The sequence below is a fragment of the Stappia sp. TSB10GB4 genome, assembly GCF_900185745.1.
GTDB lineage: Bacteria > Pseudomonadota > Alphaproteobacteria > Rhizobiales > Stappiaceae > Stappia.
Window position 1 is genome coordinate 311,820 of record NZ_FYAV01000057.1, and the last position, 24,968, is coordinate 336,787.

Here is a 24,968-nt window from a genome sequence, read left to right on the forward strand (position 1 = left end):
ATCGCAGGCCGGGGCCCGGCTGGCTTGCCGCCCGCCGATGAACGCACGCGCAGTGCCGTGGCGCGGCGTGAAGGTTCGCTACGGCAGATCGGAGTTCTCGGCGTCGGGGGTCAGCGTCTGCTCCGCCTCCGCCGTCGGCTGGCGGGTGAAGCCGGAGACGCCGGCCGTTTCCTGGTAGTCGCGCGGGATCTCCACCGGGCTCGACGCATAGACGGTGATCAGTTCGGCGAGCGAACGCAGCGCATGCATGTGGATGCGCTCATAGCCATGCGAACTGTCGACGCCGAAGGTGATCAATGCGGTGCGCACATCGGCGCCGGCCTCGATGGCACTGGCGGAATCGGATCGATAGTAGCGGAAGACATCCTTCTGGTAGCGGATGTCGTGCTCCTGGCACAGCTCCACCAGCTTCTTCGTCAGATGATAGTCGAACGGGCCCGTCTGGTCGGCCATGGAGAAGGTGACGCCGAACTCGCTCGAATTCTGTCCCGGCGCGGTGGTGCCGTTGTCGATGGCGACCAGGGAGGCGACGTCGTGGGTGATGATCGAGGAAGCCCCGACGCCGACTTCCTCGGCGATGGTGAAGAGCCAGTGGATGTCGACCGGTGTTTCGGCCTCGGCCTCGGTCATGGCCTTCAGTGCGGCGAGCATCACCGCGACGCCGGCCTTGTTGTCGAGATGACGGGAGATGATGAACCCGTTGTCGGGGAATTCCGGCTGCGGGTCGATGGCGATGATATCGCCGATCTCAATGCCGAGCCGGTCGAGATCGGCGCGGCCGAAGGCAAGCGCGTCGACGCGCAACTCCACATGGTCCCAGCCGATCGGTGAGGTGTCGATCTCGTGGTTGAAGGTGTGACCGGAGGATTTGAGAGGGAGGATAGTGCCGCGATAGGCGCCGGAATGCGAGAATAGAGTGACGCGGGCGCCTTCGGCAAAGCGGGCCGACCAGTTGCCGATGGGAACCAGCGACAGCCTGCCATTGTCCTTGAGGAACTTCACCTGGGCGCCGAGCGTGTCGAGATGCGAGACAAGGGCGCGCGCACCTCGCGTCTGATGGCCGCGGCGGATCGCCCTGATGGCGCCGCGCCGGGTCAGTTCGACCGGCAGCCCCAGCCGTTCCAATTCGGCCGAAACATGCCGCACCACGGTGTCGGTGTAGCCGGTCGGGCTCGGGATCGCGAGCAGTGCCTTCAGGGTCTGCGCGAGATAATCGGTATCGATGGTCAGCCGCGTCATGCCGCCCCCTGGTTCGCATGCTGGTCGATGACGGCCTGGCGGGCGGTCGCCGGCATCGAGAGCGGAAACAGCAAGTCGACGAAGCGTTCCGCCGTAGGCTGCGGCTCGTGGTTGGCGAGGCCCGGTCTCTCGTTGGCCTCGATGAAACGATAGTCGGGGCCGGTGGGCGAGGCGACCATCAGATCGATGCCCGTCACCGGGATGTCGATGGCGCGGGCCGAGCGGACAGCCGCCTCGACGAGTGTCGGGTGGACGATGTCGGTGACGTCGTGGATGGTGCCGCCGGTGTGCAGATTGGCGGTGCGGCGCACCTGCAGCTCGGCGCCGCTCGTCAGCACGTCGTCCAGATCGTGGCCGGCCTGGGCGATGGTGCGCCGCGTCTCGGCGTCGAGCGGAATGTGGGACTCGCCCCCGGTGGCGGCAGCGCGGCGGCGGCTCTGGGCCTCGATCAGTTCACGAATGCTGCTGCGGCCGTTTCCGACGATGGTTGGCGGCCGGCGGACGGCCGCCGCGACCAGTCGGTAGTTGATAACGACCAGCCGCAGGTCCTGACCTTCGACATACTCTTCCACCAGCACCGTGTCGCAGAGCTGGTGGGCCTCCTCGATCGCCGCGCGCATGTCCTCCCTGCTCGCAAGCCCGACGGAGACACCGCGGCCCTGCTCGCCGCGAGCCGGCTTGACAACGACCTTGCCATGCTGGGCCAGAAAGTTCTGGAGCACGCTGTCGCCGGCATCGGCGAGGATCTGCGCCGGCACCTGCACGCCGGCCCCTTCGACCACCTTTCGCGTGGCCGTCTTGTCGTCGCAGATCGACATGGCGACGGCGCTGGTAAGCTCGCTCAGGCTCTCGCGGCAACGGATCGTACGTCCGCCCTGCGACAGGGAGAAGAAGCCGCGTTCGGCGTCGGTCACCTCGACACGGATGCCGCGTCGGCGCGCCTCGCGCACGATGATCGTCGCATAGGGGTTGAGTGCGTCATCGACGTCAGGGCCGGTGAAGAGGGTTTCGTTGAAGGGGTTCTTCCGCTTGACGGTGAAGTAGGGCACCCGGTGGAAGCCGAGCTTCTCGTAGAGCGCGATGGCCTGCTCGTTGTCGTGCATGACCGAGAGATCGAGATAGGCAAGGCCGCGGGCGGTGAAATAGTCTGCCAGATGGCACACGAGCGCCTGGCCGACACCGGGATGGCGCGCCTGAGGATCGACCGCGAGGCACCAGAGCGAGCCGCCGCGGTCGGGATCGTTGAAGGCGCGGAAATGGTCGACGCCCGTAACGGTACCGAGGATCTCTCCACTGACCTCGTCCTCCGCCACGAAGTAGCAGATGGACCGAGCGTCGCGCTTCGACCAGAAGAAATCCGGCGGCACGGGAACCATGCCCCGGGCAGCGTAGATGCGGTTGATCTCCTCCGCATCCGCCTGCGACGTCAGGCGGCGCAGGAAGAAGCCCGAGGGCGCACGCTTGGAGGCGCGGTAGGTGGAAAGGTCGAGCCGGAACGTGTGCGAAGGATCGAGGAAGATCTCCTGCGGCGCGTTGGCGAGGAGCACATGCGGGTCGCGCACATAGACGGCGATGTCGCGGCGGTCGGGCAACTCGCCCTCCAGCGTGGCGACCAACCGTTCCGGCTCGGAGAAGGTCTGCCCAAAGATCAGGCGTCCCCAGCCGAGGTCGAGGGCGCAGTCGACGGTGACCGCCGGCGCATCGCTCGGCTGATTGTCGATCGGCGGCTTCAGGCCGTGCTCACGCATGCGCTTGAGCCGATGCGAATAGGCGTCCCGGTGCCGTGCGTCCTTCTGGCGGGGGTCGCGGGGTGTGCGCCCCGACCCGTCGCCACGCTTTCCCCCGGTGCCGCCGGTCTTGCTTGCCGTCATCGTCGTATCCTCAGATGTCGTTGGTCTGCAGCCAGAGTTCGAGCAGGGCAACTTGCCAGAGTTCCGAGCCCTGGAGCGGCGTGATATGTGCTGTGGGGTCGGCGAAGAGGCTGTCGAGATAGTCCTGCCGGAACAGCCCGCGCTCGCGCGCCGGCGCCGAGGTGAGCGCATCGCGCACCATGTCGAGATAGGGGCCCTGGATGTATTTGAGCTGGGGGACGGGGAAGTAGCCCTTCTTGCGGTCGATCACCTCATGCGGGACGACCTTGCGCGCTGCCTCCTTGAGAACGCCCTTGCCGCCCTGCGCCAGCTTCAGCTCGGGCGGAATGCGCGCGGCCAGTTCGACCAGTTCGTGGTCGAGGAAGGGAACGCGCGCCTCCAGGCCCCAGGCCATGGTCATGTTGTCGACCCGTTTGACGGGATCGTCGACCAGCATGATCTCGGCATCGAGACGCAGCGCCCGGTCGACCGGGGTTTCAGCCCCGTCCTGCATCAGGTGAGCCGCGACGAAGTCGAGGGCCTCGTCCTTGTCCGTAATCCATTCGGGCGATAGGTGGCGGCCCAGCGTCTCGCGCGAGCGATCAAAGAAGACGCGGGCGTAGTCGGCGACGACATCGTTGGAGCCGGCGAGCGGCGGGTACCAGTGATAGCCGCCGAACACCTCGTCGGCGCCCTGGCCTGACTGCACCACCTTGATGTGCTTGGACACCTCGCGGCTCAGCAGGAAGAAGCCGATATTGTCGTAGGAGACCATCGGCTCCGACTGGGCGGCGATGGTGTCGGGCAGCGACGTCATCAGGTCGGCCGAGGGCACGAAGATCTTGTGATGATCAGTGCCGAAGCGTTCGGCGATCAGGTCGGAATAGACGAATTCGTCGCCCTTCTCGCCATTGGCCTCCTCGAAGCCGATGGAGAAGGTCATCAGGTCCCTCTGGCCCTCCTCGGCGAGCAGGCCGACGATCAGCGAGCTGTCGACGCCGCCGGACAGCAGCACGCCGACCGGAACGTCCGAGACCATGCGGCGACGCACGGCGAGGCGCAGCGCCTCCAGCACCCGGTCACGCCAGTCGTCGGCGGACAGGCTGCTGTCTTCCTCGCGGCGGGTGTAGGAGGCGTTCCAGTAGCGGTGCTCGCTGGAGCGCCCGTCCGCCTCGATCCGGCGCACGGTCGCCGGCGGCAGCTTGCGCACGCCCGCGAGGATCGTACGGGGAGCGGGCACCACTGCATGGAAGCTCATGAAGCAGGCAAGCGCGGCGCGGTCGATACCCGTGTCGACGTCGCCGCCGGCCAGCAGGGCCTGCAGGGTGGAGGCGAATCGCAGGCGCTTGCCCCGTTCCGCGAGATAGAGCGGCTTGATGCCGAAGCGGTCGCGGGCGAGCGTGACCGACCCGTCGCGGCGGTCATGGACGGCGAAGGCGAACATGCCGTGGAACCGCTTCACGCAATCGGCGCCCCAGGCGTGGAATGCCTTGAGGATCACCTCGGTGTCGCCGTGCGAGAAGAAGCTGTAGCCCTTGGCCTCCAGCTCCTTGCGCAGCTCCGGATAGTTGTAGATGCAGCCGTTGAAGACGATGGCGAGGTCCAGCGCCGGGTCGGCCATAGGCTGGGCCGCCTTCTCCGACAGGTCGATGATCTTCAGCCGCCGATGGCCAAGCGCCACAGGCCCCTGTGCCATCACGCCGGATCCGTCGGGACCGCGCGGCGACAAACGCTGGGTCATCCGGGCGACCGCCTCCGCATCCGCAAACTGTCCATCGAAGCGAAATTCGCCGGCAATACCGCACATGAAAGGAAGCCCCTTTGCTACTTCTCGTGTTGCCGCAAGGCCGGTTTTCCCGGAGGCTTGCGGATGACATCTGCCACCAGAAAGGGCGCGGGGCCCGTCGCTTCGGCGGCTGGCTTGCGTTATTAGTTAGAATACAAATCATTTGAAATCAAATATTTTGTGCTGTAATTGTTTGTGCAAGCCATCGGATAGGATCCAGCGCTAGGAGAGAGCCGTGACGGAGGAACGCGCAGCCGCCCAAAAGGATGCAAGCGATGTCATTCGCTCGATCCGGCGGATCGTGCAGGCGATGGATGTCCGGTCGAAACGGGTGGCGCGTGAGACCGGCCTGACGATCCCGCAGATCGTCGTTCTTAACGCGGTGCGGGACTTCGCGGCGGCGACAACGGCGCAGATCTCGCGTGTGGCGAATATCAGCCCGCCGACGACGGTGACGATCCTGGAGAAGCTCGAGCTTCGCGGTCTCATCACCCGGCGCCGGAGTACGGTCGACCGCCGCATCGTCCACACGGAGCTGACTGAAAGCGGTAAGGCGGTGCTGGCCGAGGCCCCGCCGCTCATTCACAAGCGCTTCTTTTCCGGCATGGCGGCGATGAGCGCCGAGGAGCAGGCGTCGATCATCCGCGCGTTCCACACGGTTGCCGATCTGCTGGAGCCGGATGAGCCCGGAGGCGGAACCAGCAACGGCCCTGCCGAAGCGGGTCTATCAGCCTAAGCCAGAAAAAGGGCCGGAGCGTGTGCTCCAGCCCTCTTGTGCCGTGTTGGTGATTTGCCGGTTCAGGCAAAGACCTCGGCGACGGCGGCGCACGTCGCCTCGACGACGCGGTCGGCCTCCGCGCTTGTGAGGCAAAGCGGCGGGGCAAAGCCGAGAATGTCGCCCTGGGGCATGGCACGGCCGATGACGCCGCGCTTCAGGAGAGCACTGGCGACCGCCGGGCCCACCTTGGCGGAGGCGTCGAAGAAGCGGCGCGAGACCTTGTCGTCGACGAATTCCACCGCGCACAGCAGCCCCTCGCCGCGCACGTCGCCGACCTTCGGGTGGTCGGCGAGGGCGGCACGCATGGCCTGGTTGAAATAGGCGCCGGTCTCGCGGGCGTTGGCGACAAGGCCCATGTCGTCGATGAGCTTGAGATTGGCGACGCCGGCGGCGGCACCGATCGGATGGGCGGAATAGGTCCAGCCATGGCCGATCGGGCCGTTCTCGTCGGTGCCGCGCTCCAGTACTTCCCAGACCTTCTTCGAGATGATCGAGCCGGACAGCGGCGCATAGGCCGAGGTCAGGCCCTTGGCGATGGTGATGATGTCGGCCTCGATGCCGTAGTGATCGGAGCCGAACATGGTGCCGAGGCGTCCGAATCCGGTGACCACCTCGTCGGCGATCATCAGGATGTCGTGCTTCTTCAGAATGCGCTGGATCGCTTCCCAGTAGCCGGCGGGCGGAGGCACGATGCCGCCGGTGCCAAGGACCGGCTCGGCGATGAAGGCTGCGATGGTGTCGGCACCTTCCCTTGCGATCAGCTCTTCCAGTTTGGCGACGCAATGGGCAGTGAACTCCGCTTCGCTCATGTCGAGATCAGGGCGGCGGAAATAGTAGGGCGCCTCGGTGTGGAGCACCTGGGCGAAGGGCAGGTCGAACTTCTTGTGGAACAGCTCCAGACCGGTGAGCGAGCCGGTCATCAGGCCGGAGCCGTGATAGCCGCGCCAGCGCGAAATGATCTTCTTCTTCTGTGGCCGGCCGAGGACGTTGTTGTAGTACCAGACCAGCTTGACGTTGGTTTCGTTGGCATCCGAACCGCCGAGGCCGAAATAGACTTTGGACATGTTGGCGGGTGCGCGCTCGACGACCATCTTCGCCAGCGTGATCGAAGTCTCGGTGCCGTGACCGACATAGGCGTGATAGTAGGCGAGTTCCTTCGCTTGGGCGGCAATGGCCTCGGCGATCTCGGTGCGGCCGTAGCCGACATTGACGCAGTAAAGCCCCGCGAACGCATCCAGCAGGCGGTTGCCGTCGCGGTCCTGGATGAAGACGCCTTCACCCCCGGTGACGATGCGCGAGGGGCTTTCGCCGCGCGCATGCTGCGCCAGATGGGTGGAAGGGTGGAAGAAGTTCTCCCGGTCCCACTTGTCGAGTTGGTCGTTGGTCAGCATGGATAGCTCCCTTGGTTGAGGCCGATGGGCATCAGGCCCAGTCGCGGCAGACATATTTGAGGTCCATGAAGGCGCGCATGCCATCGGCCGCGCCCTCCCGGCCGATGCCGGATTGCTTCATGCCGCCGAAGGGAATCGGCGCTCCGGTCACCTTGGTGCGATTGACCGCGACCATGCCGTAGCGCAGGGCCCGTGACAGGCGGTAGATGCGGCGCGGGTCCTCGCTGTGGATGTAAGCGATCAGGCCGTATTCGCTGTCATTCGCGATTCCGATGGCCTCTTCCTCGCTGTCGAAGGGGCGGATCGCCGCTACCGGGCCGAAGGTCTCCTCACGCATGATCAACGCGTCCTCCGGTACGTCGCACAGCACGGTCGGCGCGTAGAAGAGCGGACCGGCCGGAAGCCGCTTGCCGCCGGTGAGGAGCTTGGCGCCGCGCTCCAGCGCATCGGCGACATGTGCCTCCTGTTTGGCGACGGCGCGCTCGTTCATCAAGGGGCCGATGGCCGGGTCTTCGAGCCCTGGCCCCACGGAGAGCGCCGCAGCCGCTTCCGCGAAGCGCTTGCAGAACGCCTTGTAGAGCGGCCGGGCGACGAGGAAGCGATTGGCGCCGAGGCAGTCCTGACCGGAGGTTGCGAACTTGGCCTTGATGGCCTCGGCGACCGCGCGGTCGAGATCCGCGTCGGAAAAGACGAGGAAGGGGGCGTGGCCGCCGAGTTCCAGCACCAGACGTTTCACCGTCGGGGCGGCCTGACGGTAGATCAGGCGGCCGATTTCGGTGGAGCCGGTAAAGGACGCGGCACGCACGCGAGTGTCCTCCATCCACGTCCCGACAATGGTTGCCGCATCGCCGGTGACGACGTTGAACACGCCCGCCGGAAAGCCCGCGCGCTCCGCCAATTCGGCTAATGCCAGAGCCGAGAAGGGCGTCTCATGCGAGGGGTGGACGAGGACGGTGCAGCCAGCGGCAAGGGCCGCGGCCGCCTTGCGGGTGATCATCGCGCAAGGGAAGTTCCAGGGGGTGATCAGCGCTGCCACGCCGACCGGCTCGAGCCAGGTTTCCATCTCCGCGTCCGGCAGGTGCGAGGTGACGCTCTGCGTGTCCGGCCGGCGGGCTTCCTCGGCGTAGAACTCGACAAAGGCGGCGGCGTAGTCGATCTCGCCGCGCGCCTCGGAAATCGGCTTGCCCTGCTCCAGCGTCATCAGCCGGGCGAGGTCTTCGCGGTTGTCGCAAATGAGCGTAAACCAGCGGCGCAGCAGATGCGCCCGCTGCTGCGGAAGCAGGGCCGACCAGTCTGCAAACGCGCGATGGGCGGGATCGATGGCGGCACGCGCCTCGTCCGCGGAGAGGCTTGCCACGTCGCCGATGCGGCTGCCGTCGGCCGGGTTGCGCACCGGGAAGGTGCGGCCGTCCGCCGCCGCCGACCAGCGTCCGGCGACATAGGAGAACTGCCTGAGCAGGCGGGCATCGTCGAGAAGGGGGGCGGTCCGTTCCGCGGACCTGGTGTTCGGTGCCGTCATGTTCCGTCTCCCGCATGTGGCTGGGGTCAGTGCGCCGCCATGTGCGGCACAGGGACAGCATGGCGCGAAAACGGGGGAACAAGCGTCTTAACCAGACCTGCCGGGGAGACGATTCGTCTTTTTTGCGGCGTACCGGCAGGCCGATCAGTCTGCCTTGCCAAGCAGCAGATCAAGGGGCGGGGCGTACCCGGTTTTCACCGGTTTCGTGACGATGTAGGTGTAGTAGCGGGCAAGCCCGAGCCCCTGGTCTAGGAGGCGGTCGATCAGCCGCTGATAGCTGTCGACGTCTCGGGTGACCACCTGCAGCAGATAGTCGAAACCACCACCGAGCGCCCAGCACTGGACGATCTCCGGATATGCCTCCACAGCCCGCTCAAAGGCCTGAAAGGCCGCGGAACTGTGGTTTTCCAGCTCCAGAGTCACAAAGACGGTGACGTGGGGGGCGGTCTTGCGCAGGGCGACCTCGGCCCGATAGCCCTCGATGACTCCGGCTTTTTCGAGCCGCTTCAGACGCTCCCAGCAGGGGGTCGGGCTGAGGTTTATCCGGCGCGCCAGCTCCGCCTTGGACAGGCGGCCTTCGCGGGAAAGCACCTTCAGAATGGCGATGTCGCGGTCGTCGAGGCGGATCATGCAGGCGTCATAGCGGGATTGGGGCAGGAGAGTCCATCTGCCAGACGACACTGGACAGTGCAAGACGTCGACCTCGGCCTCCGTCTGACGGGTTTTCAAAGGGTAGGGCCAGCGTGCAAAGTGCAGAACGATTTGCCGGCTGGTCGCGTGAAGCCTCCGGTCGATGGAGCCGGCCGACGAGGAGAGACAGGAATGCCGGGCACTGATCTTCCGTTTTCTGATGCGGAGTTCTCAAGGCGGCTCGAAAAGGTCCGCAAGGCAATGCGCGAGAAGGATATCGACGTGCTGTTCGTCGAGGATCCCGCCAACATGGCCTGGCTGACCGGCTATGACGGCTGGTCCTTCTATGTCCACCAGGGCGTGCTGGTGTTCCATGACGTCGATCCGATCTGGTGGGGACGGCGACAGGACGCGAACGGCGCGGTGCGCACGGTCTGGATGGCGGATGAACGGGTTGCCTTCTATCCCGACCATTATGTCCAGTCCACGATCTGCCATCCGATGCAGACGCTGGCGGAACTGATCCGCGAGGCGGGTCTGGCGAAAGCCCGGATCGGCGTCGAGCTGGAGAACTACTATTTTTCCGCCAAGGCCTTCCTGACCCTGCAGGAAGAGCTGCCGCAGGCGACCTTTGTCGATGCGACGGCGCTGGTGAACTGGCAGCGCGCGGTGAAGTCCGACGAGGAACTGGTGTTCATGCGTCGCGCTGCCCGGATCTCGGAGAAGATCATCGACGGCATCTTCGACCGGATCCATCCCGGCATGCGCAAGACGGATCTCGTCGCCGACATCTATGCCGATGCGATCCGCGGCACCGAGGATGCCTGGGGCGACTATCCCTCCATCGTGCCGCTGCTGCCGAGCGGCTCGGATGCCGCCGCTCCGCACCTGACATGGGACGGCCGGCACATCGCCGCCGACACGGCGACGTTCTTCGAGATCGCCGGCTGCTACCGCCGCTATCACGTGCCCTTCTGCCGAACGGTCTATCTCGGCAAGCCGCCGCAATACCTGCTCGACGCGGAGGCCGCACTGGTGGAGGGCCTTGAGGCGGGGCTGGAAGCTGCGCGTGCGGGCAACCGGGCCAGCGACATTGCGCGGGCGCTGGGCGCTCCGCTGGAGCGGGCGGGCATCGACCGGGCGGCGCGTTGCGGCTATCCGATCGGCGTCTCCTATCCGCCGGACTGGGGCGAGCGGACGATCTCGCTGCGTCCGGGCGACGATACGGTGCTGGAAGCGGGCATGACCTTCCACTTCATGCCCGGCCTGTGGATGGACAACTGGGGGCTCGAGATCACCGAGAGCATCCTGATCCGGGAGGACGGGCCGGCGGAGTGTCTGTGCAACCGCCCGCGCGCGCTCTTCGTCAAGGACTGAGATGGGACGCGGGACCGCATGGCGCTGATCGACGACACGAAAAGCCTGCTCGGGGAGTTGATCGCCTTCGCCACCGTTTCGAGCGACAGCAACCTGGAACTCATCGCCTGGGCCGCCGACCGCTTGGGAGATCTTGGCGCCGACACCCGGGTGATGGTCGACGAAACCGGGAGCAAGGCCAACCTGTTCGCGACCATCGGTCCGGGCGAGGATGGCGGAATCGTCCTGTCCGGCCACAGCGATGTCGTGCCGGTGGCGGATCAGGACTGGTCGTCCGATCCATTCCGCATGCGCGAGGCGGACGGGCTGCTCTATGGGCGCGGCGCCTGCGACATGAAGGGGTTCATCGCCGCGGTGCTGGCAACGGCGCCGCTCTTTGCCGCGTCGAAGCTGTCGCGCCCCGTCCACATCTGCCTGACCTATGACGAGGAGGTCGGCTGCCTTGGCGCGCGCAAGCTTGTGAGCGAGCTGCCTGGCATGGGGGTGCGGCCGGCGCTCGCGGTCATCGGCGAGCCCACGCAGATGCGGATCATCGAGGGACACAAGGGCTGCTGCGAATACACCACGACCTTTCGCGGACTGGAAGGGCATGGCTCCGTCCCCGATGCGGGGGTGAATGCGGTGGAATACGCGCTGCGCTACGGCATACGACTGATGGAGCTGAAGGAGCAATTGAAGGGGAGGGCACCGGCGGCCAGCCGCTTCGAGCCGCCCTGGACGACGCTGCAACTCGGACGGCTGATAGGAGGGGTGGCGCACAACGTCATTCCCGGGCTGGCCAGCCTCGACTGGGAGATGCGCCCCGTCACTGAAGCCGACCGTGCTTTCGTCTGCGAGGCCATCGATGCCTATGTCCATGACGAGCTGTTGCCGGCCATGCGCAGCGTGCATCCGCAGGCCTCGATCCGCCGCGAGGTGGTGGGCGAGGTCGCTGGCCTCGAACCGGTCGAGGAAAACGAGGCCCGGCGCATCGTTGCCGAACTGACGGGCGCCAACGGCGCCGATGTGGTGTCCTTCGGAACTGAGGCCGGGCTTTTCCAGCAACTCGGCATGTCGGTGGTCGTCTGTGGGCCGGGCTCGATCGCCCAGGCTCACAAGCCGGATGAGTTCGTTTCGCTGGAGCAGTTGCACGCCTGTCTGGCGATGCTTGAACGGCTTGCCGGACGCCTCGCAGTCGCGTGAGCGTCCGGCATCGTTTCGACGGGCGGCGTTACTGAACCCGCCGGCTTCCGATCAGGGCCTGCGCCACATAGGCAAGAATGGTCAGTCCGATGGCGCCGGCAACGCCGATCAGGATCATCACGATCGCGTCGATCGGCCCGCCAAGATCGGAAAAACCGGAACTGGTGATCGTCAGCACGAAGTAGATCGCGGCGAGCGCTCCGATAGGGGCGAGCAACTCGGCGCGCAGCAGCCAGTTGCCGACCAGGCGGCGTTGGCGCAGCAGGACGAAGATAAAGGCCACCGTGATCGCCGCGGCAACCACGACGAGGAGCCAGAACAGCGCCGGTCCGAACATCTCCTCGAACACGGCGATCATGGTTGAAAGCGTGAGTTCCTTCATGGCGTCCTCCCTTAGGCGCGGCCGCGCAGCATGGCGTTGTAGGTGGCTTTCAGGGCGATCTCCTTCATCAGCCAGGAAACCCACAATTCCTCCAGCGGCGCGATCAGGCCGGGGAAGGAGGGGACGAGATTGTCCTTGTAGTCGAATTCGACGAGCATGGCCCGGCCGATACGGGTGATCAGCGGGCAGGACGTGTAGCCGTCATAGCTGGCGGTGCTTTCCTTGCCGGCGATCTGGGCCGCGATATGGTCTTCGACCACGGGCACCTGCCATTTGACGCTGGCGGCCGTCTTTCCCTTGGGAACGCCGGCGATGTCGCCGATGGCGAAGACCTCGGGATAGCGCAGGTGGCGCAAGGAATGCTTGTCGACCTCGACCCAGCCGTCAGCCGCAAACGGGCCTTCCTGCCAGGAGAGCGGGCTGTTGAAGCGGATCGCGTCGGGTGCCCGCATCGGCGGGATGACGTTGGTGAAGTCGTAGCCGATCTCCTTGCGCCCTTCGGGCGTATCGAAGGTCGCGATGCGCTTACCCGGGTCGATGGCGACCATCACGTGGTTCTTGACCGTGTCGAAGCCGCGCTCCTCGAACAGCATGCGGACCTTCTCGTTGACGATCGGCACCGAGAAGAAGGCGCCGCCATGCGCGGCGTAGATGATCTTCACCTTGTCGCGGGTGCCCTTGCGTCTGGCCGTATCGTCGGTGAGGAAGGCATATTTGAGCGGGGCGCCCGCGCATTTCATCTCGGTCGCGGGGCGGGTGAAGAGGGCGGTGCCGCCCTTTTCCGTGAAGCGGCTCATTTCCGCATAGGTGGCGGCGGCCTGATCTGGGCCGGCATATACGGCTCCGATGCCGTTGCTGCCGATCAGATCCGTCGACATGCCCTCGATCGCGTCGAAGTCGAGCTTCAGGCCGGTCGCGACGACAAGGTAGTCGTAAGAGAGGGCGCGCCCGGACGTCGTGACCACGCGCTTGGCCTCAGGATCGACTTCCGCGGCAGCTTCCGCGATCCAGTCGACATTGCGGGGCAGCCACTCGGCGGTTGTGGAGACCGAGTAGGATGCGGGCTTCAGGCCGGCGGCGATCAGGGTGAAGCCGGGCTGATAGTAGTGTGCCTGACGAGGGTCGAGCAGCGTGATCCGGGCACCCGGCAGCCGCGTCGCCAGACGATTGGCAAGCGCCGTGCCGGCAGCACCGGCTCCAAGAATGAGGATCTGTGCTCCGGTCGCCACCGGTTGGGCACGCGCGGAGCCAGTCTGCGCGACAAGCGCTGACGCAGCGGCGGCCAGCGCGAGAAACTGTCGTCTGTTGGCAAGCAAGGCAGTTTCCTCCTGATCGGGATGCGTTTCGCTCAACGGCCCAACACCCCTTTACATTCGTAGTTGCGAATAATATAAATTATATACGTCATGCAGTGATCTGGCGCAAGCGCGATGCTCTCAGCCGTGCGCCGGGAGGGGTTTGTCGCGGTCGTTGGCCACCGACAGACTGACCCGTTCGGCCGCAAAGCGGCTGTGGCTCGCCTGGATCGGGTGTCCTTCGGAATCCGCGTTCACCGAACGGGTGAGAAGCACGACGGCTCCAGGCTGCAGCGCAAGGTCTGCCCTGTCGGATGCGGTGGCCGGAGCGGCCGAGATTTCGGTCGAAAGACGGATATAGTCCGGGACGCCGCAAGCGGCGAGCGCCCGCGTCATCGACCCTTCCAGGCGGTAAGCATCGGGCAGGCCGGCAAACCGGCGTGCATCGAACCAGTGGACGGCGCGCGACAGGGGGATGCTGTCTGCCTCGCCCAGCGTTTCCAGCTTGAGGAGAGGCGCGCCCGCTTGTAGGTGCAGCAGGGCGGCGAGGTCGGCAGAGGCCGGCTCTTCCGATACGTCGATCAAACGGGTGACGGCCTGTGTCACCTGTCCGCCGAGGCCGGCGGAAAACCGGGTGCGGGGGCCGATCGGATAGGTCACGCGGCGGCGCGGAACGATGGCTGTACCACGGCCCTGAACGGTTTCGACGATGCCCTCTCGGGCAAGCGCTGCGAGAGCCTGACGCACGGTGTGGCGGTTGACGTCGAAACGGGCGGCGAGCACCGCCTCCGTCGGCAGGCGACCTGTGTCGTCATGATCGCCATTGCCGATGGCGGCGCGAATCTCGTCGGCGATTTGCCGCCACAGGGCAACGCCCGTTTGCCGTTCAATGCCGGTCATGCGCTTCCTTTCGCCCTCGGTTCGGCCGCCATCTTCCTTCTAGAGCAAAGACGCCGGCTCAGACAGCCACCCGGTCGGATCGCGGATTGGCGCGGCCCGTCATGCCTCCGTCACTCGATCCGCGTACAGTGTGAACTGTCGGTTGTCTATAATACTAGACAAATAACGTGTACGGATGTAAATAGCGCGTGTTGGGCGGCGCCGATGGGCGCGGGGCTGCTTGCGAGAGCGCCTGTTGATACAGGCGCTCGCAGCCCAGGAGAGACGACGGAGTTGCGGATGGCGAAGGCAGAGACGGCAGGCGGCTCTGAACAGGGACTGAAACGGCTGATGGATGTGCTGGCTGCCTCGCCGGGCGATGAGATCGCCGCCTGTGCCGAGGCGCTCGGATCCCTGCCGGAGGCGGCGCCGGTGCGGGGACCCGAGATCGGGCTGGTGATGGTGCGCGGCCGCATCGGCGGTGACGGCGCGCCCTTCAATCTCGGAGAGGCTGCGGTGACGCGGGCGACGGTCCGGCTTGCGAGCGGGGCTGTCGGTCATGCCTATGCGTTGGGGCAGGACAGGGCAAAGGCGCGGCTTTCGGCTGTGCTCGCGGCCATGTGGAGCGAGGGCGCACGCCGAACAGACATCGAGGCGCAGGTATTGGCGCCATTGGCCGCAGCCCGTGCCGAGGAGGTCTCCCGCGTCAAGCGCGAGGCCGCCGCAACCCGCGTCGACTTCTTCACCATGGTCCGGGGAGACGACTGATGTCCGATGCCCGTCTTTCGACGCTCGCCGTTTCCGGCGGGTTCAGCGATCCGGTGTTCGAAGCGCAGGCCGTCTTCCGCGCGCTGATGGACGCGACGGCCCGACCCGGCACCGTTCACACTCTTCCTACAGGCGTCGCGCCGCCCGCTCCCCTTGGGCAAGGTCCGGGCGCCGTCGCGCTCGCGCTCTGCGACCCCGACACGCCGGTCTGGCTGGATCGCGATATCGACAGCGAGAGTGTGCGCGCATGGCTGTCTTTCCAGTGCGGAGCGCCGCTGGCACAAGGGCCGGAGAGATCCGCCTTCGCCTTCGTGAAGGGCGAGACCATGCCGGACATGGCCGATTTTGCGTCTGGAACGCAGGAGTATCCCGACCGCTCGACGACGCTGGTGGTCGAGGTGGAGGCGCTGGATGGCGGCGCCGCCCTCAGGCTTGAAGGACCCGGTATCGACGGGCAGAGGCGGATCGCCCCGCGCGGTCTTCCGGCTACGTTCATGACGCAGCGCGCCGCCAATCGGGCGCTCTTTCCGCGCGGCGTGGACGTCGTTCTGGTGGCGGGGCTGTGCATGATGGCGCTGCCGCGCAGCACGGTCGTATCCCATGTCAACGAGCCGGAGGCAGGCTGATGTATGTCGCAGTCAAGGGCGGCGAGGCGGCCATCGCCAACGCCCACAAGATGCTCGCCGACCGCCGTCGCGGCGACCGGTCGTTGCCGTCTATCACAGTGGAGCAGATCGTCGAACAACTTGCGCTGGCCGTCGACCGGGTGATGGCGGAGGCCTCGCTCTACGCGCCGGATCTGGCGGCGCTGGCCGTCAAGCAGGCGCGGGGCGACATGATCGAGGCGATCTTCCTGCTGCGCGCCTATCGCACGACGCTGCCGCGCTTCGGCGCCTCGCAGCCGGTCGAGACCGGCGAGATGATCGCCGAGCGGCGGGTTTCGGCGACCTACAAGGATCTGCCGGGCGGACAGGTTCTCGGCCCGACCTTCGACTACACGCATCGCCTGCTCGATCCCGCCCTTGCCGGCGACGAGGCGGTGGAGACTGCGCCGGCGCGCGACAGCGAAGGCGAGCCGCTGACCCGCGTCGCCGACATCCTCGCCCAGGAAGACCTGATCGAGCGGGCCTTCACCGGTGACTCGGCCGAGATGCCGCGGGAGCCCTCCGGCGACCTGACGCGCGAGCCGATGGAGTTCCCGATGGCTCGGGACCTGCGTCTCCAGGCGCTTGCGCGCGGCGACGAGGGCTTTCTGCTGGCGCTCGGCTATTCCACCCAGCGTGGCTATGGACGTACGCACCCCTTCGCCGGCGAGATCCGCATCGGCGAGGTCGAGGTGGAGATGGACGTGCCGGAACTCGGCTTTGCCGTCTCGCTCGGCCGCATCCGGGTCACGGAATGCCAGATGGTCAACCAGTTCGCCGGTTCGGCGAAGCTGCCGCCGCAATTCACCCGCGGCTATGGCCTCGTTTTCGGCCAGTCGGAGCGCAAGGCGATGGCGATGGCGCTGGTCGACCGGTCGCTGCGCGCCGGAGAATTGGGCGAGGACCGGGTCGCTCCGGCACAGGACGAGGAATTCGTCATTTCCCATGCCGACAACGTCCAGGCGACGGGCTTCGTCGAGCATCTGAAACTGCCGCATTACGTCGACTTCCAGGCCGAACTCGATCTCGTCCGCCGGATGCGGGCGGAGTTCGAGGTGCGGCAGTCGCGCGACCATGACACGCAGGAGGCCGCCGAATGAGCGCCGCAGCCGCACTCGGCGAAGACCTCGCCACTTACAATTTCGCTTATCTGGACGAACAGACGAAGCGGATGATCCGCCGGGCGATCCTGAAAGCCATCGCCATTCCCGGCTACCAGGTTCCCTTCGCCAGCCGTGAGATGCCGATGCCCTATGGCTGGGGCACGGGCGGCGTGCAGGTCACCGCCTCGATCATCGGGCCGCAGGACGTGCTGAAGGTCATCGACCAGGGGGCGGACGACACCACCAACGCGGTGTCGATCCGCGCCTTCTTCCAGAAGGTCGCCAGCGTCGCGGTGACGACGAAGACCCGCGAGGCGACGATCATCCAGACGCGCCACCGCATTCCGGAGGAAAAGCTCCAGGCAGGGCAGGTGCTGGTCTACCAGGTGCCGATCCCCGAGCCGCTGCGCTTTCTCGAGCCACGCGAGACGGAAACCCGCAAGATGCACGCGCTCGAGGAATACGGGCTGATGCACGTCAAGCTCTACGAGGACATCGCCCGCCACGGCCATATTGCCACCACCTATGCCTATCCGGTGCTGGTCGCCGGCCGCTATGTGATGGATCCCTCGCCGACGCCGAAATTCGACAATCCGAAGATGGACATGAGCGATGCCTTGCAACTCTTCGGCGCCGGCCGGGAGAAGCGCATCTATGCCATCCCGCCGCATACAAGGGTCGTCAGCCTCGATTTCGAGGACCATCCCTTCGAGATCCAGACCTTCGACGAGCCCTGTGCCCTGTGCGGTGCCGAGGGCGTCTATCTCGACGAGGTGATCCTCGACGACCGCGGCGGGCGGATGTTTGTCTGCTCGGACACCGATCATTGCGAGGACCGCCGCGCGGCCGGCCATCGCGGTCGTCTGTCGCCCGACGAGGCCTATGCGGGCCATGGCCAGGTCCAGGAGGATGCAGGACGATGATGAGGCTGCAGGAAATGCCGCTGCTGAGCGTCGAGGGCCTGTCGCGCTATTACGGCGAGCGGGTCGGCTGCCGGGATGTCTCGTTCGAGGTCTATCCGGGCGAGGTGCTGGCGATCGTCGGCGAAAGCGGCTCGGGCAAGACGACATTGCTCAACTGCATCTCGACCCGCCTGGAGCCCAGCACGGGGAGTGTCAGCTACCGCATGCGCGACGGCGCGATGCGCGATCTCTATCGCATGAGCGAGGCCGAACGGCGCCTGCTGATGCGCACCGACTGGGGTTTCGTGCACCAGAACCCGGCCGACGGGCTGCGCATGACCGTGTCGGCCGGCGCTAATGTCGGCGAGCGGCTGATGGCCGTCGGCGAGCGCCATTACGGCCGCATTCGCGACACTGCCACCCATTGGCTGTCGCGGGTGGAGATCGCGGAGGACCGTATCGACGACCAGCCGCGCGCCTTTTCCGGCGGCATGCGCCAGCGCCTGCAGATCGCGCGCAATCTGGTGACCGGGCCGCGCCTCGTCTTCATGGACGAGCCGACGGGCGGCCTCGACGTTTCGGTGCAGGCGCGCCTGCTCGATCTGCTGCGCGGGCTGGTCAACGATCTCGGACTTGCCGCCATTGTCGTGACTCATGACCTGGCGGTGGCCCGACTGCTCTCGCATCGCATGATCGTGATGAAGGACGGCCGGGTGGTCGAGGAAGGGCTCACCGACCGCGTGCTCGACGATCCGCAGGCGCCCTACACCCAGCTTCTCGTCTCTTCCATCCTGCAGGTGTAACCATGACCGATCCCGTCAGCCGAAAGGAGGCCGCGATAGCCGTTCGGGCGCGCGCGCTTTCCAAGACCTTCTGCATGCATCTGCAGGGCGGCCTCGAACTGCCCGTGGTGGACGGCGCCGCCTTCGAGGTTCGCGCCGGCGAATGCGTGGTGCTCGGCGGTCCGTCCGGTGCGGGCAAGAGCTCCATCCTCAAGATGCTGTATGGAAACTACGCCGCAAGCAGCGGCGAGATCCTGATCCGCCACGGCGGGGAACTGGTCGACCTTGTCGCCGCCTCGCCGCGTCTCGTGCTGGCCATCCGCCGCGAGACGCTCGGCTATGTCAGCCAGTTCCTGCGCACGGTTCCGCGCGTCGCCGCGATCGATGTCGTTGCCGAACCGCTGGTCCTGCGCGGCGCCAATACGGCGGTAGCCCGCGAACGGGCGAGCGAGATGCTGGACCGGCTCAACCTGCCGCAGCGGCTCTGGCAACTGCCGCCGGCGACCTTTTCGGGCGGCGAACAGCAGCGCGTGAACATTGCCCGCGGCTTCATCACCGATCATCCCGTGCTGCTGCTCGACGAGCCGACCGCCTCGCTCGATGCCGCCAACAGGCGGATCGTCATCGAGCTGATCGCCGAGAAGAAGGCTAAGGGCGTCGCCCAGATCGGCATCTTCCATGACGAGGAAGTGCGCGAGGCCGTCGCGGACAGGATCATCGACGTGCGCGGCTTCGCGCCGGCCCGCGCGGCCTGAGGGGGAGACGATGGCACGACTTTCCGAAACTCCCTTCATCCATCCGACCGCCGAGGTCAGCGACTGCGCGTTCGGTCGCTACACGGAGGTGGATGCGCGGGTCAGCATCAGTGAAACCCGGATGGACGATTATTCCTACGTGATGCGCGACGCGATGATCTGGAACGCGGAGATCGGCAAGTTCGCGAACATCGCCGCCTGCGTCCGCATCAATGCCACCCATCATCCGATGGAGCGGGCAACGCTGCATCATTTCACCTATCGGGCGAACGACTACTGGGACGATGCCGATCAGGAGGCGGAGTTTTTCCAGCGGCGGCGCGCGGCGCGGGTACGGATCGGCCACGACACCTGGATCGGTCATGGCGCGACCATCCTTCCCGGCATTTCGGTGGGGGACGGCGCTGTCATCGGATCGGGTGCGGTCGTGTCGCGGGACGTCGCGCCCTACACCATCGTCGGCGGGGTTCCCGCAAGGCTGATCCGCGAACGGTTTCCGGCGGATATTGTTACGCGGATGCAGGCACTTGCCTGGTGGGATTGGAGCCATGACCGGCTGCGCGAAACGCTCGAGGATTTCCGCACTCTCGACGCGGCGGCGTTTCTGGAGCGCTATGAGCGGGCTTTCTGAAGTGTTCAGCCGTCGCACTACTGTTCCGCATCCGGTAAACGTCAGGGAATTGTCATAAAATCGCAGATTCCTTGTCATCTGTGCGGAGTACGCAAGCTTCAATCATCAAGATTGAGGCGCAGATGTTCAAGCTCGACGGTGTGACGCGAAAGTTCGGAATGCTGACCGCGGTGGATGCCGTGACGCTCGACATCCCGGACGGGCAGATGGTCGGCGTCATTGGCCGCTCGGGAGCCGGAAAATCCACTCTGCTGCGAATGCTCAACCGGCTTGTCGATCCGAACGGCGGAAAGATCGTGTTTCGCGACACCGAGGTCTCTGCCCTTTCGGGATCCGCGCTTCGCTCCTGGCGACGGGATTGCGCGATGGTGTTCCAGCAGTTCAACCTGGTGCCGCGGCTCGATGTGGTGTCGAACGTGCTGCACGGGACGCTGAATGCCCGCTCGACGCTCGCCACCGTCTTCAACCTGTTTCCGAAGGCGGACATCCTGCGTGCCATCGACATTCTGGAGCGGCTGGGTGTCGCCGAGCATGCGTTGAAGCGCGCCGAGGCGCTGTCGGGCGGCCAGCAGCAGCGCGTGGCGATTGCCCGCGCGTTGATGCAGTCGCCGAAAGTGCTGCTGGCGGACGAGCCGATCGCCTCGCTCGATCCCCTGAACGCCAAGATCGTCATGGACGCGCTCAAGGACATCAACGAGCGCGAGGGGATCACGGTCATCACCAACCTGCACACGCTCGACACAGCGCGCACCTATTGCGAGCGGATCATCGGCATGGCGCAAGGCCGCGTGGTTTTCGATGGGACCGCTGACGAACTGACCGCTGAAGCGGTGCGGGAAATCTACGGCACCGACGGCGACGGCAACGAGGTTTCCGAGGCCATCACCTCGACCAGCATCACCGCCCGGCCTGCGACAGCGGCGGTGGGCACACCATCCCCGGCCATGCTGCGGACGGCCAACGCCTCCGCATGAGCCGCAGGATCCGGCGCGGCGTCCGCGCACGGTCACACGCAACAACGACAAACGACTCTTTCAGGAGACGTCATATGCTCAAGAAGCTTCTCTTGGCCGCCACCGCGGTCGCGACCCTGTCCGTCGGTGCGACGGCGCAGGAGATCAACGAGTTCCGCATCGGCGTCCTCGGCGGCGAGAATGCCCAGGACCGTCTGGCCTCCAACGAGTGCCTGCGCGCTTATGTCCAGGATCTGCTCGGCGTCGAGACCAAGATCTTCACTCCCGCCGACTATGACGGCGTGATCCAGGGTCTGCTGGGTGGCTCGATCGACATGGCCTGGCTCGGTGCCTCGGCCTATGCGAAGACCTATCTGACGAATCCGGAAGCGGTCGACGTCGTGCTCGTCAAGACCAACCTCGACGGCTCCTTCTCCTACCATTCCATCGGTTTTGCCCGCAAGGACAGCGGCATTGCCTCGCTTGAGGACATGAAGGGCAAGAAGTTCGGCTTCGGCGATCCGAACTCGACCTCCGGCTACCTGATCCCGTCCATCGAGATCCCGCAGATCACCGGTGCGTCCATGGACAATGGTGCCTATTTCGCCGAGGTCGTCTTCACGGGCGGCCATGAGCAGACCATCGTTGCGGTCAAGAACGGCGATGTCGACGGTGGCGTGACCTGGGCCGACGGCCAGGGCGAGTGGGAAGACGGCTACAATTCCGGCGCCCTGCGCAAGGCGGTCGATGCCGGCCTGGTCGACATGAACGACCTGGTCGAGATCTGGCGCTCCAAGCCGATCCCGGAAGGCCCGATCGTGCTGCGTCGTGCCCTTCCTGTCGATGTCAAGGAGAAGGTCACGCAGCTTCTGAAGGACCTGCACGGCAAGGACGCGCAGTGCGCCTACAACGTGGCTGCCGGCGAGACGGCCGGCTTCGAGCCGATCGCCCATGAGGCTTACGAGCCGATCATCGCGGTCCGCAAGGCCCAGAGCAACTGATCGATCTGTCTTCGTGATTGCCGGGCGGGGCCTGTGTCCCGCCCGTGCGTTTTCGCCAGAGCCACCTGCAGCAGGACCTCATGACGGACACGGCTTTCGCAAGGTCGGGCGATATCCGCGCCGACTATCTCGCCCATGCCCGCCAGCGGCAGATGTACAGCGGCATCCTGCTGCTGTTCTTCGTCCTGCTGATGGTCTCGGGTTTCCAACTGGCCGACGCGCGCAATGCCGGCGGCTTCTGGGCGGGCATCCACCAGTTCTTCGATTTCCCCTCCGAAGTCGTGAGCGAGGCGGTGGCCAAGGCGGCCAACCTGCCGGGTCTGATGTGGAAGTTTCTTCCCTCGCTGATCGAGACGATCAACATTGCCGGCGTGGCAACGCTCGTCGGTGCCTGCGGCGGGGCGCTGCTGTCGCTTCTGTCGACGCGCGGCCTTGCCCGCTTCCCGCGGCTTATCCCGCTGTTCCGCCGGATGATGGATGGTATGCGGGCGATCCCGGAGATCGTCATCGCGCTCATTCTGATCTTCCTGCTCGGCGGCGGGCCTGTACCGGCCATGATCGCCATCGCCTTCCACACCACAGGCGCTCTCGGCAAGCTCTTCTCGGAAGTGAGCGAGAACGCCGACCGCAAGCCGGTCGAGGGCCTGTCTTCGGCAGGTGCGAGCTGGAGCCAGGCGATGTGGCTCGGCGTGCTGCCTCAGGTTACGCCGAACTGGCTTTCCTATGCGTTGCTGCGCTTCGAGATCAACGTGCGGGCCTCCGCAATCCTGGGCTTCGTCGGTTCCGGCGGCATCGGCTACGATCTCAAGACCGCGATGCAGTGGGGCCAGGGTCGCTACGACCAGGTCGTGGCGATCTTCCTGCTGCTCTTCGCCACAATCGTCGTCATCGACCAGGTTTCGAGCCACTTTCGGCACAAGCTGGTGAAGGGACACTGACATGGCCGCCATGCTCTCCACCACGCATGAGGGGTCGCTGGGCAAGGCGGTTCTTGCCGCCTTCGGCCGCAAGCAGCGCCTTGCCTTTGCCCTCCCGGCGGTGGTCCTCGTCTATCTGATCTACATCTTCTTCGCCTTCAACATTCCGGGCCTGGTGGCGAGCGCCAGGACCGACAATGCGGCGATCCTGTTGTCCGACTTCTGGAGCTACAAGACGCATGTCACGCGAGACAATCGCAGCGGCGAGGTGAGTGTCGCGATCGAGGGCGAGAACAAGGGTACCTATCCGCCCGGCCGGCTGCCCGCGTGGGTGAGCATGCAGGACGGCGTTACCCGGATCGACCTCGGCAAGGAGCACGAGGTGGTCTATGAGGGGACCGGCGCGCGCTTCACCATCCCCGGCTATGGCGTGATCCAGGTCGAGCCGGACGGGCAGGGCATCCGTCTCGATCTGCCGGAAGGCGAGGTTCCGGATTGGATCAACGCCTCGCCCGCGCGTGTCACCGTGACGACCCCGCAGGGGCGCTTTTCGATGACCCGCACTCGGACCGAGACCTTCCACTATGAGCCGGGCTGGGAGTTGTTCTTCTTCACGCTCGACAGTCCGTTCAGTGGTCGCTCGGTGGGCGAACTGGCGAGCCTTGCTGTCTCGGAAGATCGCGTCGATCCGGCAAGGCCGAACATCGTCCACATGCTGTCGGAGTTCTGGACGAACAAGATGTGGCGGCACGGCGATGTGGCCTGGGCGCTGTTCGAAACGGTGTTGATGGCGTTCCTGGGAACCATGGGCGCCGCTGTCGTGGCGTTGCCCCTCGCGTTTCTGGCCGCATCGAATTTTACGCCGGCGAGATCCTTGCGTTTTGCGCTGCGCCGCGTGTTCGACTTCGTCCGTGGTGTCGACGGGCTGATCTGGACGATCATTCTGAGCCGGGCGTTCGGTCCCGGGCCGCTGACCGGATCGCTGGCGATCCTGATGACCGACACCGGTTCCTTCGGCAAGCTGTTCTCCGAAGCGCTGGAAAACGTCGACCGAAAGCAGATCGAAGGCGTTCAGTCGACCGGAGCCTCGCCGATCCAGCAGGCGCGCTTCGGGGTGATGCCGCAGATCGTCCCGGTGCTGCTCAGCCAGGTGCTCTACTTCCTCGAATCGAACACCCGAAGCGCCACCGTGATCGGCGCCATTGTCGGCGGCGGCATCGGCCTGCTGCTCACCCAGGCCATCATCACCCAGAAGGACTGGGAAGAAGTCAGCTACTACATCATTCTCATCGTGCTGATGGTGATGGCGATGGACTCGCTTTCGGGATGGCTCAGAGGCCTGTTGATCGGACGGGTCGGGCGGACGTAAATTCGACGGCTCCCTGCCGGAACCCCCAAGCCTCCGGCAGGCCCGCCACCATCGGATGCGAGGCATGGCATCGCCGCGACTGGCGCGGCGATGCTCCCGCTTCCGGTTCCACAAAAAGCGGAACGTATGCGATACGCGATCTATTTTACGCCCGATGCCGGGCATCCGCTGGTTCGCGCGGCTGAGGAATGGCTCGGCCGCAGCGCGTTTGCTCGCGCCGTCGAGCCGACGGATGTCGGCGGGTTCTCGCCACAGGCCCGCGCCTGCCTCATCGCATCGGCCGTGCGGTACGGTTTCCACGGTACGTTGAAGGCGCCTTTCCGCCTCGCCGAGACCCGAAGCGAGGCCGATCTGGTCGAAGCTGTCGACGCCTTCTGCCGTGACACGCCGCCAATCGCTCCGGTCGCGCTCAAGGTTTCGGATCTTGATGGCTTCTTCGCCTTGACGCCGGCCGGTCCCGCCGAAGACCTCAACGCGCTGGCTGCCACCGTGGTGCGGCGGTTCGAGCCGTTTCGAGCGCCTCTCACGGCGGAGGACATCGCCCGCCGTCGTCCGGAGCGGCTGTCGCCGCGCGAGCGGGAATTTCTGGAAAACTGGGGCTACCCCTACATTTTCGACGCATTCCGCTTCCACATGACGCTGAGCGACAGGTTGGAGGGGGAAACGGCACTGGCCGTTCACCGCGCGCTTGCTGGACAGTTCGAGGCCTTGCTGGCGCATCCTGTCGCCTTCGACAGGCTGGCGATCTTCGTCGAGCCTGATCCAGGCGCTCCTTTCATCTGCCTGCATCAGGCGCCGCTTGCGGGAACAGGCGGCTGACAAGACGTTCCCTTCG

At 65.7% G+C, this 24,968-nt stretch carries 24 protein-coding genes; 15 read left to right on the forward strand and 9 right to left on the reverse strand.

What is annotated here, in order from left to right; all coding sequences use genetic code 11:
• Window positions 1-78: 78 nt before the first annotated feature.
• The 3 genes from TSB10GB4_RS17655 to TSB10GB4_RS17665 form a co-directional block, all read right to left on the reverse strand.
• Window positions 79-1,239 (reverse strand): osmoprotectant NAGGN system M42 family peptidase, encoded by a 1,161-nt coding sequence (locus TSB10GB4_RS17655; RefSeq protein WP_186396808.1) that lies wholly within the window; start codon window positions 1,237-1,239, stop codon window positions 79-81.
• Window positions 1,236-2,987, reverse strand: coding sequence for an N-acetylglutaminylglutamine synthetase (gene ngg, locus TSB10GB4_RS17660; RefSeq protein ID WP_244570956.1), 1,752 nt, complete (start codon window positions 2,985-2,987; stop codon window positions 1,236-1,238). The genes TSB10GB4_RS17655 and ngg overlap by 4 nt, the downstream gene beginning before the upstream one ends.
• Before the next feature lie 133 nt (window positions 2,988-3,120).
• Entirely contained in the window at window positions 3,121-4,896 is a 1,776-nt protein-coding gene (locus TSB10GB4_RS17665; RefSeq protein WP_186396810.1) for an N-acetylglutaminylglutamine amidotransferase, read from the reverse strand.
• Between the two features lie 214 nt (window positions 4,897-5,110).
• On the opposite strand from TSB10GB4_RS17665, the gene TSB10GB4_RS17670 reads away from it, so the two are divergent.
• Window positions 5,111-5,611, forward strand: a complete 501-nt coding sequence (locus TSB10GB4_RS17670; protein WP_244570945.1) for a MarR family winged helix-turn-helix transcriptional regulator — start codon at window positions 5,111-5,113, stop codon at window positions 5,609-5,611.
• A gap of 62 nt (window positions 5,612-5,673) precedes the next feature.
• On the opposite strand, the gene TSB10GB4_RS17675 is transcribed toward TSB10GB4_RS17670, so the two are convergent.
• The 3 genes from TSB10GB4_RS17675 to TSB10GB4_RS17685 form a co-directional block, all read right to left on the reverse strand.
• Window positions 5,674-7,044, reverse strand: coding sequence for an aspartate aminotransferase family protein (locus tag TSB10GB4_RS17675; protein ID WP_186396811.1), 1,371 nt, complete (start codon window positions 7,042-7,044; stop codon window positions 5,674-5,676).
• Window positions 7,045-7,075: 31 nt separating this feature from the next.
• Entirely contained in the window at window positions 7,076-8,563 is a 1,488-nt protein-coding gene (locus TSB10GB4_RS17680) for an NAD-dependent succinate-semialdehyde dehydrogenase (RefSeq protein ID WP_186396812.1), read from the reverse strand.
• A 144-nt stretch (window positions 8,564-8,707) separates the two neighbouring features.
• Window positions 8,708-9,193 (reverse strand): Lrp/AsnC family transcriptional regulator, encoded by a 486-nt coding sequence (locus TSB10GB4_RS17685; RefSeq protein ID WP_208984856.1) that lies wholly within the window; start codon window positions 9,191-9,193, stop codon window positions 8,708-8,710.
• Window positions 9,194-9,385: 192 nt separating this feature from the next.
• Between TSB10GB4_RS17685 and doeA the strand changes: the two genes are divergently transcribed.
• Window positions 9,386-10,570 carry an ectoine hydrolase DoeA gene (gene doeA / locus TSB10GB4_RS17690; RefSeq protein WP_186396813.1) on the forward strand — a complete coding sequence of 395 codons (1,185 nt, stop codon included), beginning with the start codon at window positions 9,386-9,388 and terminating at the stop codon, window positions 10,568-10,570.
• A gap of 18 nt (window positions 10,571-10,588) precedes the next feature.
• Entirely contained in the window at window positions 10,589-11,752 is a 1,164-nt protein-coding gene (gene argE / locus TSB10GB4_RS17695; RefSeq protein WP_186396814.1) for an acetylornithine deacetylase, read from the forward strand.
• 28 nt (window positions 11,753-11,780) lie between these two features.
• Here argE and TSB10GB4_RS17700 read toward each other — a convergent pair whose 3' ends face one another.
• The 3 genes from TSB10GB4_RS17700 to phnF form a co-directional block, all read right to left on the reverse strand.
• Window positions 11,781-12,134: a DUF5368 domain-containing protein gene (locus TSB10GB4_RS17700; protein ID WP_186388070.1), complete on the reverse strand. Its 354-nt coding sequence runs from the start codon at window positions 12,132-12,134 to the stop codon at window positions 11,781-11,783.
• An 11-nt stretch (window positions 12,135-12,145) separates the two neighbouring features.
• On the reverse strand, window positions 12,146-13,450 hold the full coding sequence (locus TSB10GB4_RS17705; protein ID WP_186396815.1) for an FAD/NAD(P)-binding oxidoreductase: 1,305 nt from the start codon (window positions 13,448-13,450) through the stop codon (window positions 12,146-12,148).
• A gap of 120 nt (window positions 13,451-13,570) precedes the next feature.
• Window positions 13,571-14,329 (reverse strand): phosphonate metabolism transcriptional regulator PhnF, encoded by a 759-nt coding sequence (gene phnF, locus TSB10GB4_RS17710; protein ID WP_186396816.1) that lies wholly within the window; start codon window positions 14,327-14,329, stop codon window positions 13,571-13,573.
• A 279-nt stretch (window positions 14,330-14,608) separates the two neighbouring features.
• Here phnF and phnG point away from each other — a divergent pair, with 279 nt between their 5' ends.
• The 12 genes from phnG (at window position 14,609) to TSB10GB4_RS17770 (ending at window position 24,952) form a co-directional block, all read left to right on the forward strand.
• Entirely contained in the window at window positions 14,609-15,076 is a 468-nt protein-coding gene (phnG, locus tag TSB10GB4_RS17715; RefSeq protein ID WP_244301408.1) for a phosphonate C-P lyase system protein PhnG, read from the forward strand.
• Complete coding sequence (phnH, locus tag TSB10GB4_RS17720) at window positions 15,076-15,702, forward strand: phosphonate C-P lyase system protein PhnH (protein WP_186396817.1); 627 nt, start codon at window positions 15,076-15,078, stop codon at window positions 15,700-15,702. The genes phnG and phnH overlap by 1 nt, the downstream gene beginning before the upstream one ends.
• Window positions 15,702-16,820: a carbon-phosphorus lyase complex subunit PhnI gene (locus tag TSB10GB4_RS17725; protein ID WP_186388066.1), complete on the forward strand. Its 1,119-nt coding sequence runs from the start codon at window positions 15,702-15,704 to the stop codon at window positions 16,818-16,820. Before phnH ends, TSB10GB4_RS17725 begins: the two co-directional genes overlap by 1 nt.
• A complete protein-coding gene (locus tag TSB10GB4_RS17730; protein WP_186396818.1) occupies window positions 16,817-17,746 on the forward strand; it encodes an alpha-D-ribose 1-methylphosphonate 5-phosphate C-P-lyase PhnJ in 930 nt (309 codons plus the stop codon). The genes TSB10GB4_RS17725 and TSB10GB4_RS17730 overlap by 4 nt, the downstream gene beginning before the upstream one ends.
• 5 nt (window positions 17,747-17,751) lie before the next feature.
• Window positions 17,752-18,528: a phosphonate C-P lyase system protein PhnK gene (phnK, locus tag TSB10GB4_RS17735; RefSeq protein WP_186388468.1), complete on the forward strand. Its 777-nt coding sequence runs from the start codon at window positions 17,752-17,754 to the stop codon at window positions 18,526-18,528.
• A gap of 2 nt (window positions 18,529-18,530) precedes the next feature.
• Entirely contained in the window at window positions 18,531-19,262 is a 732-nt protein-coding gene (phnL, locus tag TSB10GB4_RS17740) for a phosphonate C-P lyase system protein PhnL (RefSeq protein ID WP_186396819.1), read from the forward strand.
• Between the two features lie 10 nt (window positions 19,263-19,272).
• Window positions 19,273-19,893 carry a DapH/DapD/GlmU-related protein gene (locus TSB10GB4_RS17745; protein WP_186396820.1) on the forward strand — a complete coding sequence of 207 codons (621 nt, stop codon included), beginning with the start codon at window positions 19,273-19,275 and terminating at the stop codon, window positions 19,891-19,893.
• Window positions 19,894-20,015: 122 nt separating this feature from the next.
• Window positions 20,016-20,867: a phosphonate ABC transporter ATP-binding protein gene (phnC, locus tag TSB10GB4_RS17750; protein ID WP_186396821.1), complete on the forward strand. Its 852-nt coding sequence runs from the start codon at window positions 20,016-20,018 to the stop codon at window positions 20,865-20,867.
• A gap of 74 nt (window positions 20,868-20,941) precedes the next feature.
• Window positions 20,942-21,847, forward strand: coding sequence for a phosphonate ABC transporter substrate-binding protein (phnD, locus tag TSB10GB4_RS17755; RefSeq protein WP_186396822.1), 906 nt, complete (start codon window positions 20,942-20,944; stop codon window positions 21,845-21,847).
• Window positions 21,848-21,927: 80 nt separating this feature from the next.
• Window positions 21,928-22,785 (forward strand): phosphonate ABC transporter, permease protein PhnE, encoded by an 858-nt coding sequence (gene phnE, locus TSB10GB4_RS17760; RefSeq protein ID WP_186396823.1) that lies wholly within the window; start codon window positions 21,928-21,930, stop codon window positions 22,783-22,785.
• Window position 22,786: 1 nt separating this feature from the next.
• Window positions 22,787-24,133 (forward strand): phosphonate ABC transporter, permease protein PhnE, encoded by a 1,347-nt coding sequence (phnE, locus tag TSB10GB4_RS17765; RefSeq protein ID WP_208984857.1) that lies wholly within the window; start codon window positions 22,787-22,789, stop codon window positions 24,131-24,133.
• Between the two features lie 126 nt (window positions 24,134-24,259).
• A complete protein-coding gene (locus tag TSB10GB4_RS17770) occupies window positions 24,260-24,952 on the forward strand; it encodes a DUF1045 domain-containing protein (protein ID WP_186396824.1) in 693 nt (230 codons plus the stop codon).
• The last annotated feature ends 16 nt before the right edge of the window (window positions 24,953-24,968 follow it).